The 16,331-nt window shown below is 38.3% G+C and carries 18 protein-coding genes; 13 read left to right on the forward strand and 5 right to left on the reverse strand.

The genetic code is table 11. The features are described 5' to 3' along the window. Positions 1–144: 144 nt before the first annotated feature. Positions 145–1,614, reverse strand: coding sequence for an aminotransferase class I/II-fold pyridoxal phosphate-dependent enzyme (locus AC3WOM_RS24665; RefSeq protein ID WP_427549660.1), 1,470 nt, complete (start codon positions 1,612–1,614; stop codon positions 145–147). Between the two features lie 145 nt (positions 1,615–1,759). On the opposite strand from AC3WOM_RS24665, the gene AC3WOM_RS24670 reads away from it, so the two are divergent. Together AC3WOM_RS24670 and AC3WOM_RS24675 are read left to right on the forward strand one after the other, a co-directional pair. Beyond that, on the forward strand, positions 1,760–2,719 hold the full coding sequence (locus AC3WOM_RS24670; protein ID WP_427549663.1) for an NAD(P)H-dependent flavin oxidoreductase: 960 nt from the start codon (positions 1,760–1,762) through the stop codon (positions 2,717–2,719). A gap of 20 nt (positions 2,720–2,739) precedes the next feature. Then, positions 2,740–3,027, forward strand: coding sequence for a UPF0223 family protein (locus tag AC3WOM_RS24675; protein ID WP_427549666.1), 288 nt, complete (start codon positions 2,740–2,742; stop codon positions 3,025–3,027). 294 nt (positions 3,028–3,321) lie between these two features. Here AC3WOM_RS24675 and AC3WOM_RS24680 read toward each other — a convergent pair whose 3' ends face one another. After that, on the reverse strand, positions 3,322–3,948 hold the full coding sequence (locus AC3WOM_RS24680; RefSeq protein ID WP_427549668.1) for a YktB family protein: 627 nt from the start codon (positions 3,946–3,948) through the stop codon (positions 3,322–3,324). A 126-nt stretch (positions 3,949–4,074) separates the two neighbouring features. On the opposite strand from AC3WOM_RS24680, the gene AC3WOM_RS24685 reads away from it, so the two are divergent. Both AC3WOM_RS24685 and AC3WOM_RS24690 read left to right on the forward strand, forming a co-directional pair. Further along, positions 4,075–4,272 (forward strand): YkzI domain-containing protein, encoded by a 198-nt coding sequence (locus AC3WOM_RS24685; RefSeq protein WP_283871022.1) that lies wholly within the window; start codon positions 4,075–4,077, stop codon positions 4,270–4,272. 251 nt (positions 4,273–4,523) lie between these two features. Then, entirely contained in the window at positions 4,524–5,318 is a 795-nt protein-coding gene (locus AC3WOM_RS24690; RefSeq protein ID WP_427549670.1) for an inositol monophosphatase family protein, read from the forward strand. A 52-nt stretch (positions 5,319–5,370) separates the two neighbouring features. Here AC3WOM_RS24690 and AC3WOM_RS24695 read toward each other — a convergent pair whose 3' ends face one another. Beyond that, positions 5,371–5,556, reverse strand: a complete 186-nt coding sequence (locus AC3WOM_RS24695) for a DUF5325 family protein (protein WP_427549673.1) — start codon at positions 5,554–5,556, stop codon at positions 5,371–5,373. Positions 5,557–5,694: 138 nt separating this feature from the next. Here AC3WOM_RS24695 and typA point away from each other — a divergent pair, with 138 nt between their 5' ends. The 6 genes from typA to AC3WOM_RS24725 all read left to right on the forward strand — a co-directional run bounded on the left by typA (position 5,695) and on the right by AC3WOM_RS24725 (position 11,433). Then, positions 5,695–7,539: a translational GTPase TypA gene (typA, locus tag AC3WOM_RS24700; RefSeq protein WP_427549676.1), complete on the forward strand. Its 1,845-nt coding sequence runs from the start codon at positions 5,695–5,697 to the stop codon at positions 7,537–7,539. 29 nt (positions 7,540–7,568) lie between these two features. Further along, a complete protein-coding gene (locus tag AC3WOM_RS24705; protein ID WP_427549677.1) occupies positions 7,569–7,967 on the forward strand; it encodes a YlaH-like family protein in 399 nt (132 codons plus the stop codon). A 396-nt stretch (positions 7,968–8,363) separates the two neighbouring features. Next, a complete protein-coding gene (locus AC3WOM_RS24710; RefSeq protein ID WP_427549680.1) occupies positions 8,364–9,356 on the forward strand; it encodes an ABC transporter substrate-binding protein in 993 nt (330 codons plus the stop codon). A 1-nt stretch (position 9,357) separates the two neighbouring features. Then, on the forward strand, positions 9,358–10,125 hold the full coding sequence (locus tag AC3WOM_RS24715; protein ID WP_427549682.1) for an ABC transporter ATP-binding protein: 768 nt from the start codon (positions 9,358–9,360) through the stop codon (positions 10,123–10,125). Then, positions 10,118–10,912 (forward strand): ABC transporter permease, encoded by a 795-nt coding sequence (locus AC3WOM_RS24720; protein ID WP_427549683.1) that lies wholly within the window; start codon positions 10,118–10,120, stop codon positions 10,910–10,912. Before AC3WOM_RS24715 ends, AC3WOM_RS24720 begins: the two co-directional genes overlap by 8 nt. A gap of 293 nt (positions 10,913–11,205) precedes the next feature. After that, the gene (locus tag AC3WOM_RS24725; RefSeq protein WP_492448773.1) at positions 11,206–11,433 is read left to right on the forward strand and encodes a hypothetical protein; all 228 of its coding nucleotides are present in this window, start codon (positions 11,206–11,208) and stop codon (positions 11,431–11,433) included. A gap of 388 nt (positions 11,434–11,821) precedes the next feature. On the opposite strand, the gene AC3WOM_RS24730 is transcribed toward AC3WOM_RS24725, so the two are convergent. Then, the gene (locus tag AC3WOM_RS24730) at positions 11,822–12,025 is read right to left on the reverse strand and encodes a YlaI family protein (RefSeq protein WP_427549686.1); all 204 of its coding nucleotides are present in this window, start codon (positions 12,023–12,025) and stop codon (positions 11,822–11,824) included. An 11-nt stretch (positions 12,026–12,036) separates the two neighbouring features. Further along, positions 12,037–12,537 (reverse strand): peptidyl-prolyl cis-trans isomerase, encoded by a 501-nt coding sequence (locus AC3WOM_RS24735; protein ID WP_492448774.1) that lies wholly within the window; start codon positions 12,535–12,537, stop codon positions 12,037–12,039. A gap of 183 nt (positions 12,538–12,720) precedes the next feature. Between AC3WOM_RS24735 and AC3WOM_RS24740 the strand changes: the two genes are divergently transcribed. The 3 genes from AC3WOM_RS24740 to AC3WOM_RS24750 form a co-directional block, all read left to right on the forward strand. Continuing rightward, positions 12,721–13,002 carry an Fpa/YlaN family protein gene (locus AC3WOM_RS24740; RefSeq protein ID WP_004224778.1) on the forward strand — a complete coding sequence of 94 codons (282 nt, stop codon included), beginning with the start codon at positions 12,721–12,723 and terminating at the stop codon, positions 13,000–13,002. 60 nt (positions 13,003–13,062) lie between these two features. Next, the gene (locus AC3WOM_RS24745; RefSeq protein ID WP_427549692.1) at positions 13,063–14,241 is read left to right on the forward strand and encodes an FtsW/RodA/SpoVE family cell cycle protein; all 1,179 of its coding nucleotides are present in this window, start codon (positions 13,063–13,065) and stop codon (positions 14,239–14,241) included. Between the two features lie 12 nt (positions 14,242–14,253). Beyond that, the coding region (locus tag AC3WOM_RS24750; protein ID WP_492448775.1) for a pyruvate carboxylase at positions 14,254–16,331 on the forward strand (2,078 nt) is incomplete at its 3' end.

Consider the following 16,331-nt stretch of genomic DNA (forward strand, 5'->3'; position numbering starts at 1 on the left):
CGTTTTGAAAAAGGGCTATACTATTTAATTTGTCACCTTGATTTCATTGACATAATAGTATTTCAACAACATGAAAAACCGTATGATGCAAGGGATCATACGGTTTTTATATTAGAACTAATTGATTGTGAAAGATATTATTATTTAAATAATTGGTTTACGTTCTTTTATAACACGAATTGTTTTCAATGTTGAATCTTCAGGCCCCTGTACTGGTAGACCTGCTTCAATATTCATTTGAATATAATGAATATTTTCTTGTGTAATTATTTCCCCGGGAATAAAAATCGGAATTCCAGGAGGGTATACCATAATAAATTCTGCACAAATACAGTTATCCGCCTCTGCCAATGGAACAACCTCAGTATCTGCATAAAATGCATCACGTGGTGACATAGCAAGAGCTGGAATTTCTGGAACATTAACTACTGCTTCAGTGATAGCAGCTTCTGAATCAAATGCTTTGGACATACGATTAAGTGCGTTAATAAGAAGATTTATCTCCTTTTTCGTATCTCCCAAAGTTACTAAACATAGAATATTGTAAAGATCAGAAAGTTCTACTTCAATATTCGCATTATAACGTAACCATTCCTCAGCTCGATGCCCAGAAATACCCAAATCTTTTACACTAATTAGAAGCTTTAAAGGATCCATATCGTAGGTTGCAGATGAATGCAATTTTTCCTTTCCAGCACATTTTAAATGCGGAATTTGATTAATCCGTTTACGGGCATCCTTTGCCAAGCGTAAAGCATCATCGATTAAATCAACGCCATGAATTGCTAGCTGACGTCTAGCTGTATCAAGCGATGCCAGCAATGGATAAGATGTCGATGTTGTTGTCAGCATTGAAAAGACAGCTTGTACACGTTTTGCTGAGACAAGTCCTTCACGTACATTTAAGATTGATGTTTGTGTCATGGAGCCACCTAGCTTATGTACGCTCGTAGCAGCCATATCGGCTCCTGCTTCCATCGCTGAATACGGAAGCTCATCATGGAATTTAATGTGTACGCCATGGGCTTCATCAACAACTACTGGGATATTTCGACCATGTGCGATTTCGACAATACGTTTTAAATCAGCTGTAAAGCCATAATAAGTTGGGTTAATAACAAGAACTGCTTTTGTGTCTGGATAAGCTTTTAAAGCCTTTTCGACAGCTTCAGGTGATATTCCGTGAGAAATACCATATTCACTGTCCACTTCAGGATGAATAAAAATCGGAATTGCACCAGCGAAAACAATCGCTGACATAATTGATTTATGAACATTCCGTGGCACTAGAATCTTATCACCTGGACCGACGACGGTCAGAATCATCGTCATGATGGCGCCACTAGTACCTTGAACGGAAAAGAATGTATGATCAGCACCAAAGGCCTCAGCAGCAAGTGCTTGCGCTTCTTTAATGGCGCCTTTTGGTGAATGTAAATCGTCTAGTGGAGCAATATTAATTAAATCAATTGATAAAACGTTGTCGCCGACGAATTCTCGGAAGGCTGGATCCATACCTTGACCTTTCTTATGGCCTGGAATATGGAACTGAATCGGATGTCTGTTCCGATGTTTAAGTAATACGTCGAACAAAGGAGTCTCTAATTGTGACAACGCAGGTACCACCTCACTTTATAATATCTAAGAAAACAAATGAATTATAGCACCTTACGACATGAAAGAATAGACTTTAATTAAAAAAATAAAAGGGTTTTTTGATCATTTCGAGAAGTTAGTAACGTACGAAAGGGGAGGTACTATGAATTGGAATACACGTGTGACAGAACTTTTAAATGTGAAATACCCAATTATTCAAGGGGGTTTAGCCTATTTAGCATATGCTGATTTGGCAGCTGCAGTGTCGAATGCTGGAGGACTCGGGCAAATAACGGCTATGAGTTTACGTGATCCTGACTTATTGCGCGCAGAAATTCAGAAAGTACGAACATTAACAGATAAACCGTTTGGTGTAAACTTTGCCATTGGCATGTATGGCACTGGCTATGAGGATATGGTACGTGTGGCAGTGGAAGAAAAAGTACCTGTAGTAACAATGACTGGAGGGAATCCTGCACCTATTTTTGATATTTTGGCAGGAACCGACATTAAAAAGTTAGTGCTTGTAGCCGCACGTAGACAAGCTCAAAAAGCAGAACAACTTGGAGCAGATGCTGTGATGGTTGTTGGACAAGAGGGAGGTGGTCATCTTGGACGTGATGATGTCGGCACAATGGTCCTTGTTCCGCAAGTTGTTGACAGTGTAAATATACCGGTGATTGCTTCTGGTGGTATAGGTGATGGTCGAGGTTGGATGGCAGCTCAGGCACTTGGAGCGGAGGGTATTGAAATGGGTACACGCTTTATTGCGACTAAAGAGTGCATAGATGCATCAGAAGCTTATAAAGAGGCGTTACTGGCAAGCAGTGAGGCTGATACAACAATTATTAAACGTTCTATTGGTGCACCAGCTCGAGCATTACGCAATGATTTTACAGCGAAAATTTTAGAAATCGAGGAGAAAACGCCGACATATGAAGCTTTAAAAGATTTCATTAGTGGCGCTGCTAATAAACGTTTTATTTATGATGGTGAGGAAGACCAAGGATTTGGCTGGGCTGGTCAAGTTACAGGAATGATCCATGATATTCCAACAGTTGAGGAGCTTATCGCTCGTATGGTTGCAGAAGCTGAAAGTATCCGAGTAAAATGGGGACAATAACGTAAAGGTGGTTATGTCTAATGGAATATTCCTATCCGTTTTCAACAGATTGGTCTACAGAAGAAATTGTTGATGTTGTTCAATTCTTCGAAGGGATTGAGCAAGCATACGAGAAGGGCATTAAACGTGAAAATATGCTGGCAAAGTATCGTCGTTTTAAACAAATTGTCCCTTCACAAGCAGAAGAAAAATCTATTTTTCGTGAATTTGAAGAAGCCAGTGGCTATGTAAGTTACCCTGTCGTTAAACTAACTAAAGAAGCAATGGATGGTACTTTGATTAAAGTAGTTCCTAAACAACGTCATTAAAAAAAGTGGATGTGAGTTATTCTCACGTCCACTTTTTTATTTTTGAGCTTTACACTATATGTGTGTTAAAAAAGAGTGCTTTGCATACACTACATCAATATCATTTTTATTGAATAATGTAAAATATTACAATTATGATTTATTTATCTACAAAAAAATTCGATAAAATAGGAATAAAATCGGAAATTTTCCACAATATATAAATGTAGGTAGGCAACTTATAAATCGACATTTAACATAGTTACATCATCTGCATTATTATGTCATATGGATAAAAACATCATACATCGAATATTATTTTCCAACAATGACGTTATAGATTGGGAGCAAATGACTGAAAGTTTCTTCCGTTATTTGATTGAGTTGACTAGCTGACAGCTTGCTTGCCTGCTCTCTTGGGATATGCCGACCTACTAAAAATTCGCCTTTTTTTATATCACGCAAACGAAGGAGTAAATCATCTAGCTTGTCCTCCTTTGCCATCTGTAAAGGAGTAGCTTCTGGAGACATATGATCTCCAGACACAATAAAATCTTCAGGAAGCTGCTCTAGTGATGATTTATTCGCCATTAAACGCTGAGCCATCACATTTTTTTCGGGCGCTTCGTAAATAATAGCTAAGACGATGAATAAATGTGTGCTCCAAAGACCAATCTGAAAGTGAGGTAAGGATTTATAACCTCTTTTGTACGGAGCGAAGGCAACCCAGCTATCATTTGGAGGATTCACAGTTCTGCGTGCGTGTTTTGCAACGTGAGGATAAAATTCTTCTCCAAGATGACTGGAAAAGAAAGCAGAAAAATTTTCTCCTAGCAGTTGAAACTTTGGTCGTACAGTAGTATTTAATGCATCCATTCTCTGCTCTAAACCGTCTATATGAAAAACATTAAAGTCTTTATTCGTCCACTTTATTTTTGGCAATGGTAGTAGCTCCTTTCGATTTATAAGGTTTATTTTATTAGAAAAGTGGGAAAAAATCTTATAACAAGAACTTTCTCGAACATCCAAAATGTTCTTGTGAAAAATTAAAAAAAGGAAGTGATTTTTATGAAACCAATCGTAAAAATTATACGTAAAGTTGACATTGAAAAGCAATATGAACACATTTTACAGTTGGAATTAGATTATGAATTAGCTTCTCTCTTTGATGCTATGAATGAAAAAAATGAAGCTGAAATTGAAAAAAGTAAAAAACGTCTGACTGAAATTCAGATGGAACTTGAAAGTTTGCACGCCTATGCGTAATAAAAATTTCATACCAATTTGAAAATCACTTGCTGAATATTCCGACAGCAGGTGATTTTTATTGTTATAAAGGGTAAAATAGACTTTATATCATAATGAAAAGTTTTACGTTTTTAGCAGTACAATGTGCAGTATACACCATGCTAACATCGAGAGAAAAAGAAATCAGCATATTCTTAAATGGTGAGAACATGAAAATATGTAAAATCAGGCCAAAGCATTGGGCTTTTTTAATCGAAGGGTGGGTTTTTATGGACATGCAACAATTGGATCAATTTGCGAAAAATATTATCTTTGAAGCGGGCAGCCGCATTAGACAAGCTTTTTCGTATAATTTGGTTATCGAAACAAAATCAGGTGCCAATGACCTTGTGACAAATATTGATCGTGAAACAGAATTATTCTTTATTGAAAAAATAAAAGCTTTTGATCCATCTCACAAAATTTTAGGGGAAGAGGGAATGGGAGAAAAAGTAGAATCCTTAGATGGCGTTGTATGGATTATTGATCCTATTGATGGCACGATGAATTTTGTTAAACAACACCGCCATTTTATGATTTCCATTGGTATATTCATAAATGGAGTAGGAAAGCTTGGTTACATATTTGACGTGATGCGTGAAGACTTATTTTATGCAATAGCTGGAGAAGGCGCTTGGTACAATGAGTCACCTTTACGAAAATTACCGTCAGTAAAAATAGAAGAATCTATCATTGGTATTAATGCACATTGGGTAGCACCGAATCGCCATATTCATCATGAAAAGGTTATTGATATGGTTCGTAAAGTACGAGGGACACGATCATATGGTTCGGCAGCTATGGAAATAGCGTTTGTTGTGAGTGGTAAGCTAGATGCTTATGTTTCTATGCGTTTATCGCCATGGGATATTGCAGGGGGTGCTATTATCGCACAGGAAGTTGGTGCTGTTGCCACAAATTTACACGGGGAAGGCTTTGATTTCCTTCATCAGGATACTTTTATTATTGCTAATCCTTCCATACACAAAGAATTATTAGAAAAATATATTGTACCTTATGAATAATAAAGGAGCCGTCTTTTTTAGACAGGCTCCTTCTTTGTAACATAAATGTCTATTAAAGTAATCCTTGCTCACGCAATTTGCGTTTCATTTTAAAGGCTGTCATAAAAATGACACAAGTAGCCAAAATGCCTGCTAAAATACCAAATCCACTTTCAGCAGCCACAGAATATCCGATAGAACACATTGCTAAAACAGCTGCTAATGCATAAATGGCCATTACGAATTTTGCACGATTCATAGCCGAGCCTCCTATATTAAAAATTTGTAATTCAAATATATTTTTTAGAATGATGAAAATTCTAATAAGGACATTTCTATCCCTCTTGTGCTATAATATCACAGTTAAACATTCGAAAAAAGAATATGGAGTGGAATAATGACAAACTTACGTCAAGATCTTCGCAATATCGCAATAATCGCCCACGTTGACCATGGTAAAACTACCTTAGTTGACCAATTATTAAAACAATCTGGTACATTCCGTTCAAACGAACATGTTGAAGAACGTGCAATGGACTCTAATGATATTGAACGCGAACGTGGTATTACAATTTTAGCAAAAAATACTGCGGTAAACTATAACGGAACTCGTATCAACATCCTTGATACGCCTGGACACGCTGACTTCGGTGGTGAGGTAGAACGTATTTTAAAAATGGTTGATGGCGTTTTACTAGTTGTCGATGCGTATGAGGGTTGTATGCCGCAAACACGCTTCGTGCTAAAAAAAGCATTAGAGCAAAAGTTAACACCAATTGTTGTTGTTAACAAAGTAGACAAAGACTCTGCTCGTCCACTTGAAGTAGTAGATGAAGTATTAGAGCTATTTATTGAGCTGGGTGCAGATGATGATCAATTAGACTTCCCAGTTGTTTATGCTTCAGGTGTCAATGGTACAGCTTCACTTGATTCTAATCCAGCAAATCAAGAGGAAAATATGCAATGCCTATTTGAAAAGGTTATTGAATCTATTCCAGCACCAGTGGATAACTCTGAGGAACCATTACAATTCCAAGTAGCTTTACTTGACTATAATGACTATGTAGGACGTATCGGTATTGGGCGTGTATTCCGCGGGACAATCGAAGTAGGTCAACAAGTAGCGTTAATGAAATTAGATGGTACAGTAAAGCAATTCCGTGTAACTAAACTTTTTGGTTTCTTTGGCTTAAAACGTGAAGAAATTCAGTCAGCAAAAGCTGGAGATTTAATTGCTGTATCAGGTATGGAAGACATCAACGTTGGTGAAACGGTATGTCCTGTAGAACATCAAGAGGCATTAACACCATTACGTATTGATGAACCAACATTACAAATGACTTTCTTAGTCAACAACTCGCCATTTGCAGGGCGCGAAGGTAAATGGGTAACAGCTCGTAAAGTAGAGGAGCGTTTACGTTCACAGCTTCAAACAGATGTATCTTTACGTGTTGAAGATACGGATTCGCCAGATGCATGGACAGTTTCAGGTCGTGGTGAACTTCATTTATCAATCCTGATTGAAAATATGCGTCGTGAGGGCTTCGAGTTACAAGTTTCAAAACCACAAGTAATTATTCGTGAAATTGATGGTGTGAAATGTGAGCCATTTGAACGCGTCCAAATCGATGTACCAGAAGAAAATGTGGGTTCAGTTATTGAGTCAATCGGTACACGTAAAGGTGAAATGTTAGATATGGTGAACAATGGCAATGGTCAAGTTCGTTTAACGTTCCTTGTACCTGCGCGTGGTTTAATAGGTTATACAACTGAATTTATGTCAATGACAAAAGGTTTTGGTATCATCAATCATACATTCGATTGTTATCAAGCTTCCATTCCAGGTCGCATTGGCGGACGCCATCAGGGTGTTTTAGTATCTATGGAAACTGGTAAATCGACAACTTATGGTATGATGCAAGTAGAGGACCGTGGTACACTATTTGTAGAGCCAGGTACTGAAATTTATGAAGGTATGATTGTTGGTGAAAATACACGTGATAATGATATCACTGTAAACATTACAAAAATGAAGCAAAAAACGAATGTTCGTTCTGCGACAAAAGATGCAACAAACGTTATTAAAAAGCCGCGTTTATTGACACTAGAAGAAGCGTTAGAATTCTTAAATGATGATGAGTACCTAGAAATTACACCAGAGACTATTCGCCTTCGTAAGCAAATTCTAGATAAAAATGAACGTGAAAGAATAGCGAAAAAACTTAAAAACGTTGAACAATAATTTTTTGCTTCCATGAAAGGAAGAGGGTCTTGGATATTAAGTCCGCTTTAATGGGGGAACTGAATGTTATTCAAGTAGCTGCACAGGTAAATGCAAAGGAAACAGAAGATGCCTATAAAAAAATGGCTGGAATTACACGTTTTTTATATGAGAATATGCCTAACTATGATATTGCTGGCTATGTTCTATTTTTCCTTGTGTTTCTACTTTCAGCAATTGTCTATAAATTAGGCTTTGCAAAGAAATTAAAACGATCACAAAATATTATTATTTATGTTTTCCTGTTTTTAGGTTGTGTTCTGTTAACATTTTTTGCTTTATATCTTCCAATGGTTGAAGGGCTTATTGTAGCGGCATTAATTTTAATTGTCTATAAAACACGTATGTGGCGTGAAAAAAGAGATGAGCAACAAGCTACAAATCAGTGAAATAACTATATTTGAGAAACAGTCTTAGCGTTGAATAGCTAAGGCTGTTTTCTTTTTTAGTGAGAGAAAAAATGAAGGATAAAATTGTCAAAACATCGGAGAGGAAGTACCATCTCAATATTTGGTGTAGAACAGTTTTAACTTCTTTCAGCAAATGTTTTTTGTATCGAAAGCATAGCGACAGATACAGAAGTCTCCCACCTCTATAGGTGGTGAGATGAATGCGAATTTAAGCTTCTTTTCAGCGGATGTCACGGAATCGACTTTGTGTTAACACAAAGTCGATTTCGGACGCAATTATGCCGAGGCATAATTGATAAGATAGGCACCGAAACCTTCTAAGGTGAATAAGTTAATGTCGATAGGCTTATTTTCAACAAACAAGGAGGAAAAGGAATGCGGTGGTTTAAAAGAGGTATGTTTTTAAGTGTAATTGCTGTACTTCTCCTTTCTTTGACAGCGTGTAATAAACATGAGCTTGAAAAAGTCAAAGTTGGAGAGGTGACGCGCTCAATTTTCTATGCACCACAGTACGTTGCTCTTGAAAAGGGATTCTTTGAAGATGAAGGACTTTCCGTGGAGCTACAGACAATAGCTGGTGGGGATAAAACAATGACAGCATTACTGTCAGATGGAATTGATATTGCTCTAGTTGGATCAGAGACCTCTATTTATGTGACACTTCAGGGCGCAAACGACCCAATTCAAAATTTTGCACAGCTCACTCAAACAGATGGTACATTTTTAGTTGCACGGGATAAGATAGATAATTTTTCTTGGGATCAATTAAAAGGCTCCACATTTTTAGGCCAACGTAAGGGTGGAATGCCGCAAATGGCAGGAGAATTTGTATTGAAAAAACATGGCATAGATCCAACTCAAGACTTAACACTTATTCAAAACATTGACTTTGCAAATATTTCTACGGCTTTTGCTTCTGGAACTGGAGATTTTGTACAACTATTTGAACCGACTGCAAGTGTGTTTGAAAAAGAAGGGAAAGGCTATATTGTTGCTTCATTTGGTACAGAATCTGGCCATTTACCTTATACCTCGTTTATGGCAAAAAGCAGTTATTTAAACGATGATGCGAAGACAGTACAAGGCTTTACAAATGCATTGAAACGAGCACAGGATTTTGTACAAAAAGAGAGTGCTGCTGAAGTGGCTAAAATTATTCAGCCATACTTTGAAAATGTGGATATAGCTTTAATTGAAACAGTGGTAGAGCGTTATAAATCTCAGGGCTCTTATGCGACAGATCCTATACTGGAGAAGGGGGAATGGGATAACTTGCAAAAGATTATGGAGGAAGCAGGTGAACTTCCTCAACGAGTGGATTATGAAAAACTTGTGAATACAACTTTTGCGAAAAAGGCTGCTGAGTAATATGGAATTTTTAAACCTAGAAAATATTCACCATAGCTATTTTTCGAGTACACAGGCAAAGGATGTATTATGTGATATTAATTTAGGCATTCGTGAAGGCGAGTTTGTCTCATTTATTGGACCGAGTGGTTGTGGGAAAACAACTTTATTGTCCATCATAGCAGGCTTGTTTCCACCTACAGTAGGCAAGGTATATATTGATGGTGAGGAAATATCGACACAAAATCAATCACTTATTGGTTATATGCTTCAGCAAGATTATTTATTTCCATGGAAAAATATTGAGGACAATATTACGATTGGCTTGAAGATTATGGAGCGTAGCTATAAAACTCATAAAGTAACCGCAAATGCATTGTTGCGAGAAGTGGGGCTAGCGAATGTCGGCAACAATTACCCGCGAGAGCTGTCCGGTGGTATGCGGCAACGTGTTGCATTAGCCAGAACGTTGGCAGTAAATCCTAAGATTTTACTGCTAGATGAACCGTTTTCGGCACTTGATTATCAGTCGAAGCTAAAGCTTGAGGATTTGGTTGTTGAAACGTTAAAGGCCTATCAAAAAACAGCAGTTCTTGTCACTCATGATATTGGTGAGGCAATTGCGATGAGTGAACGGGTATTTCTTTTCTCAGCAAATCCAGGTACATTACACAGAGTTTTTGAAATACCTGAAGCATTACAACAGCTATCACCTTTTGATGTGCGACAACATCCAGCATATTCAGATGTATTCCAAGATATTTGGAAGGAGCTGGAGAGCCTTGGATAATACACCTTTTAAACAGTATCAACAAATGTTAAAAAAGGAAAAACGTTTTGTTCGACTTTATCAGCTCATCATCTTACTCATTTTTTTTGGTGGATGGGAGCTTCTTTCTAGATTTGAATGGATTGATCGGTTAATTTTTAGCTCACCAACACATGTATGGCAAACCTTTATTGGAAAAGTAAGTGATGGTTCGTTAACATTGCATGTGGGCGTCACGTTGATGGAGACGATTATTGGTTTTGTTGCTGGTACTTTACTAGGTACATTAATAGCTATTATTTTGTGGTGGTCCCCTATGTTATCGAAGGTATTGGATCCCTATTTAGTGATTTTAAATGCTATGCCAAAGGTTGCACTGGGACCTATTTTAATTGTTGCACTAGGACCAGGGTATTTTTCGATAATTGCAATGGGTGCATTAATTTCGATTATTATTACAACCATTGTTGTTTATACAGCCTTTAAAGGGGTAGATCCGAACTATAGTAAAGTATTACAAACTTTTAGGGCTACAAGGTGGCAGATATTTAAAGAAGTCATACTACCAGCCTCTTTCCCAACGATTATTTCAACTTTAAAGGTAAACGTAGGATTATCATGGGTAGGGGTTATTGTGGGTGAATTTTTAGTTGCCTCAAAAGGTCTTGGTTATTTAATTATCTATGGCTTCCAAGTATTTAATTTTAATTTAGTTCTGATGTCATTGCTCATCATTGCCTTTTTTGCGACAATTATGTATCAAGTGGTCGAGTTGATTGAGAAGATGGTTATAAAGAATAAGGTATAAGGTGAAGCGGCTCCTAATTCGAATTAAAAGAATGAAAGCGAGATTTATCTCAGTGTTGTGGGATGCCTCGCTTTTATTGTTATGGGAAATTATTATTGCATGATGTCTATGATATTTCAAACCATTAATCAATAAACAAAAAACATTCCGAGAATACTCATATCTCGGAATGTTTTCGTTGTTGAAATACTATTATGTCAATGAAATCAAGGTGACAAATCAAAAAGTATAGCCCTTTTTCAAAACGAGAGGTTGATCTCCGTTCCGACTGAGCGCTTTCCTGGGGGCGTCCGATGAGCCGCTTCACTCGCTTTGCTCGCTCCAGGGTCTCATCTGTGACGCTGAATCCCCGAGGAGTCACTCAGTCTACACTCCAATCAACCATTGCTCATAGTATTTTCTTCTGGCATTTCACACAAATTTATAGTGATAAATTTGAAGTCTTAGCCATCACTATATTGTGCAAAAATGGAGCTTTGATAACATTTTTCTATGCGAAAGCAGAGCAGTACTTTATGTAAAGTTACAAAGTAGTTTTATGCATAAAATGTAGGTTAATAGCTGTAGAATTGTACCAATATTTTATTCATTTAATGTTGGTGAGTAACATGCTTTTACTTTACTTTTGAGGGAAGAATATATTTAAAGTTCTATACTATTGCTGATTGGAGTGCAAGGCTACTCGACTCCCGTGGGATAGCGAGACAGACGAGACCCTGCACGGAGCGTTAGCGCAGGAAGCGGCTCGTCGCTCGCCCACTGGAAAGCGAGTAGCCTGGAACGGAAATCACCTTCATATTGACTAAATATTTACAAAGAGTCCCTTGACTATTTAATTTTTCAACACTATGAAAACATTCCGAGAATACTCATATCTCGGAATGTTTTCGTTTTTATAACAATATTTATTTAAAAATCTTTATCCATTTGTGGTGAAGTACGATAAAAGCGGAAATTTCCAGTTTCTATTCGTGCGAGCGTATTGTCTTTAATACGATCATGACATGTGTCACACATATACGTATGAATTGGTCGATTGCGTAATTTTTTTGCTAATGGTAAATCATCGTCTAAATTGCTAATTGTATCGCAAATGACACATTTTACACGCATTGCATTCCCTCCTATTCAACACGAATGGCTGATACATTTTTGATAGGGTTGTCTACATTCGATCCATCTTTAAAGAGCACATGGACAGGACCATCTTCTAGAAGAGGTTTGCCGTCCTGGCTATATTTTAAAATAAGCGTTTGTGCCTCCGCAATTGAGAACGGATATTCTTTGCCATCTTCACACTCAATAACAATTGTTGTCGCTTCAGGCTTCATTTCAGCATTTTTCAAGAAGGGGCTTAATTCGATACCGAAAGTACCTGTCTCCATCCCTTTACGATCAAATTTGCGCTCAGATTTTAATGTTGGAGGGAAAGTTGCTCCTTCCATTATTTCACGTGACCAATGAGCACCAACCTCACGCATATATTTAATATCCTTATCTTCCTCCACGTCTTGTGATGTGAAGTATGTTTTTAAATCTAATTTACGATCATCGAAAATCCAAACTGTAGGATCTAATGTTAGTTGAAATGAAACTGCACCCTTGATAGGAATTATTGTTTCCATAATAGAAATCCTCCTTAAATCTTGTATATCCATGAAATAGTATAACGCTAATGACTAGAGATAATAAAGAAATATAATTTGAATTCGCTATTTTTCCAACGAAGACACTTGCAATTTTAACGACTAAAAGATAAACTTTATTAAGATAGAATCGAAGAAATATCAGATAATGGGGGCGTCCTCATGGATACGAAATCACAAACTTCTTTTCAGGAGAAGGCTTTGGAGCTTTTAGTTGCTGATGCAGACAAAATTGCTCGCCTTATTCGAGTACAAATGGATCATCTAACAATGCCACAATGCCCTTTATATGAAGAAGTATTAGATACACAAATGTTCGGCCTTTCACGTGAAATTGACTTTGCTGTGAAGCTTGGACTGATTGAGCGCGAAAAAGGCAAAGAAATTCTCGATTCACTCGAGAAAGAGCTTTCTGTACTACATGACGCGTATACAGACAAATAAAAAGAAAAAACTCAAACGCAATCTGCGATTTGAGTTTTTTTTCTAGAACGAGGTTTTCCAATGAAACAATACTTAAAACGTTATGCACAAAATTTTGATTATCCATTATTTTTTACGGTCCTATTGCTAAGCTTATTTGGTTTGGTAATGATTTATAGTTCAAGTATGATGGTGGCAATTCGGAAGGAATATGCCCCAGATCACTATTATCACAAGCAAGTAATCAATTTAATTGTAGCTTTTCTTGGGTTTTTAGTAGCAGCATTTTTCCCGTATAAGCATTATGCGAATAAAAAAGTTATGTTGTTATTGACGGCTGTGCTAGTTGTCCTTTTTACTTGGGTAAAAGTTGCTGGTAATGATGAAGTAGGAATAGGGGCAAAAAGTTGGATTCATGTCCCTGGTTTTGGTAACTTTCAACCTTCTGAATATGCGAAGCTATTTATCATTTTATATTTTGCTGCTGCTTTTTATCGGAAAGCGCAAAAGCATACGTTTGAAAAGCTACAACCAACAGAAATATTTTATCCAATTTTCCTCTGGATTCTTGTTGTTGCTGGTGTAGCATTTGAAACCGACTTGGGAGCAAGTATTATTCTGTGTGGAATTGCTGTTTGTGTTGTAGCAGTGAGTGGCATTCCTTTTAAAACGTTTTGGAAGTTTTTTGGGGTATTAGGCGCTTTTGGAGGCGTCATCTTTGGTATACTAATGCTGTTTAAAGGGGATATGTTAACGGATAATCGTATGGGCCGTATTAAATCATTCATAAACCCGTTTGAGTATGAAAATGGTAGTGGTCATCAAGTTGTTAACAGTTATTATGCCATTGGCGGAGGCGGCTTAGAAGGAAGGGGACTAGGTCAGTCCATTCAAAAATTGGGATATTTACCAGAACCACAAACAGATTTTATTATGGCGATTATTATGGAAGAATTAGGTATTTGGGGAGTGCTAGTCGTCTTAGGTGGTCTAGGATTTATTATATATAAAGGATTTTCAATTGCTTTGCGTACGAAAGATCCACTGGCACGTATGATTGCGGCTGGTATTGCAAGCTGGATTGGTTTTCAATCGTTTATCAATCTTGGGGGTGTAACTGGGTTAATCCCGTTAACCGGTGTAACGCTGCCTTTTATTAGCTATGGCGGGACATCTATAATAATACTATCTTTAGCTATGGGAATATTGATTAATGTTTCTATGTTTGAAAAGGTAGAAAGGAAAAAATCACAATCATAAAGGGGGATATCAATGGAGTCAATCAACAAAATTCTCGTAGCCAATCGGGGAGAAATTGCGATTCGTATTTTCCGTGCCTGCACGGAGCTTCATATCCAAACAGTAGCCATCTATTCACGAGAGGATAGTGGCGCCTTTCATCGCTTTAAAGCAGATGAGGCCTATTTAGTAGGGGCGGGTAAAAAGCCGATTGAAGCTTATTTAGATATTGAGGGCATTATCGCGATTGCGAAAGATGCGGGCGTGGATGCCATTCATCCAGGGTATGGTTTTTTATCAGAAAACGTAGAATTTGCACGTCGTTGTGAGCAGGAGGGCATTGTGTTTATCGGGCCTACTTCTGAACATTTAGATATGTTTGGAGATAAGGTCAAAGCACGTTCACAAGCCATTGCTGCAGGAATTCCTGTTATTCCTGGTACAGATGGTCCAGTCGCTGATTTAACAGAGGTAGAGGCATTTGCTAGCACCTATGGCTATCCAGTGATGATTAAGGCAGCACTTGGCGGTGGTGGTCGTGGGATGCGTCTTGTGCATACAGCAGAGGAGCTTGCTTCTTCTTATGAACGGGCCAAATCAGAGGCAAAGGCAGCTTTTGGCTCGGATGAAGTATATGTAGAGAAGGCAATTATCAAGCCAAAGCATATTGAGGTGCAAATTATTGGCGATCAACAGGGCAATATCGTGCATCTCTATGAGCGTGATTGTTCGATTCAACGCCGCCATCAAAAGGTCGTTGAAATCGCGCCGTCGAATTCAATTTCAGAAAATTTAAGAAATCGAATTTGTGAGGCGGCTGTGCAGCTAATGAAAAATGTCTCGTACATAAATGCAGGGACAGTGGAATTTTTAGTGGCGGGTGAAGAATTTTATTTCATCGAGGTCAACCCTCGTATTCAAGTAGAGCATACCATTACGGAAATGATTACAGGTATTGATATTGTGCATACGCAAATTAAGGTGGCGGCAGGCTATGCCCTACACAGTGAAGAAATTCATCTACCTAAGCAGGAAGAGATGCCAATGATTGGCTATGCGATTCAGGCGCGTGTGACAACAGAAGACCCTGCCAATGATTTTATGCCCGATACAGGCAAGCTGATGGTGTATCGTTCGAGCGGTGGCTTTGGGGTCCGTCTCGATGCAGGGAATGGCTTCCAGGGTGCTGTTGTGACACCATACTATGATTCCTTACTGGTGAAAATTTCAACATCAGGAATGTCGTTTAAAGAAGCTGCTGCGAAAATGGACCGTAACTTAAAAGAATTCCGTATTCGTGGGGTTAAAACAAATATTCCGTTTTTAAATAATGTCGTGACGCATGAGAAATTTTTAACAGGTACCTTCGATACAAGCTTTATCGATACGACACCTGAACTATTTCATTTCCCAGTGCGCAAGGACCGTGGGACAAAGCTGTTAAGCTATATTGGCAATGTGACATTAAATGGCTTCCCAGGGGTAGAGAAGCAGGCAAAGCCAATCTTTGTCCAGCCAGGCATGCCGAAAGTGGAGCCATTTATCGTGCCACCAGCAGGGACAAAGCAAATTTTAGATGCCCAAGGAGCAGAAGGGCTTGTGAAATGGATTCAGGCGCAGGAAGATGTACTGCTTACAGATACAACGTTCCGAGATGCACACCAATCCCTGCTGGCAACACGTGTGCGTTCACAGGATATGTTCCAAATTGCCGACGCCACAGCGCGCTTGATGCATAATTTCTTCTCGCTCGAAATGTGGGGAGGGGCGACGTTTGATGTAGCCTACCGTTTCCTAAAAGAAGACCCATGGGAGCGTCTTGTAAAGCTGCGTGAACAGGTGCCAAATGTGCTATTCCAGATGTTACTGCGCGGGGCCAATGCGGTCGGCTATACCAACTATCCCGATAATTTAATCCGTGAATTTATCGCAGAATCAGCGGCATCAGGGATTGATGTGTTCCGTATTTTCGATAGCTTAAACTGGATAAAAGGGATGGAAACAGCCATTGATGCCGCACGTCAATCAGGGAAAATTGCCGAGGCAGCGATCTGCTACACAGGCGATATTTTGGATGACACACGGGCGAAATATTCGGTGCAATATTATAA

It is taken from the genome of Lysinibacillus sp. FW301-JW8, assembly GCF_058788755.1.

Coding starts and splice junctions, on each gene's coding strand:
- AC3WOM_RS24715 (WP_427549682.1), top strand. CDS start 9,358: ATGGAATTTTTAAACCTAGAAAATATTCACCATAGCTATTTTTCGAGT.
- AC3WOM_RS24730 (WP_427549686.1), bottom strand. CDS start 12,025: ATGCGTGTAAAATGTGTCATTTGCGATACAATTAGCAATTTAGACGAT.
- AC3WOM_RS24745 (WP_427549692.1), top strand. CDS start 13,063: ATGAAACAATACTTAAAACGTTATGCACAAAATTTTGATTATCCATTA.
- AC3WOM_RS24695 (WP_427549673.1), bottom strand. CDS start 5,556: ATGAATCGTGCAAAATTCGTAATGGCCATTTATGCATTAGCAGCTGTT.
- AC3WOM_RS24710 (WP_427549680.1), top strand. CDS start 8,364: ATGCGGTGGTTTAAAAGAGGTATGTTTTTAAGTGTAATTGCTGTACTT.
- AC3WOM_RS24725 (WP_492448773.1), top strand. CDS start 11,206: ATGAGCCGCTTCACTCGCTTTGCTCGCTCCAGGGTCTCATCTGTGACG.
- typA (WP_427549676.1), top strand. CDS start 5,695: ATGACAAACTTACGTCAAGATCTTCGCAATATCGCAATAATCGCCCAC.
- AC3WOM_RS24740 (WP_004224778.1), top strand. CDS start 12,721: ATGGATACGAAATCACAAACTTCTTTTCAGGAGAAGGCTTTGGAGCTT.
- AC3WOM_RS24675 (WP_427549666.1), top strand. CDS start 2,740: ATGGAATATTCCTATCCGTTTTCAACAGATTGGTCTACAGAAGAAATT.
- AC3WOM_RS24690 (WP_427549670.1), top strand. CDS start 4,524: ATGGACATGCAACAATTGGATCAATTTGCGAAAAATATTATCTTTGAA.
- AC3WOM_RS24685 (WP_283871022.1), top strand. CDS start 4,075: ATGAAACCAATCGTAAAAATTATACGTAAAGTTGACATTGAAAAGCAA.
- AC3WOM_RS24670 (WP_427549663.1), top strand. CDS start 1,760: ATGAATTGGAATACACGTGTGACAGAACTTTTAAATGTGAAATACCCA.
- AC3WOM_RS24735 (WP_492448774.1), bottom strand. CDS start 12,537: ATGGAAACAATAATTCCTATCAAGGGTGCAGTTTCATTTCAACTAACA.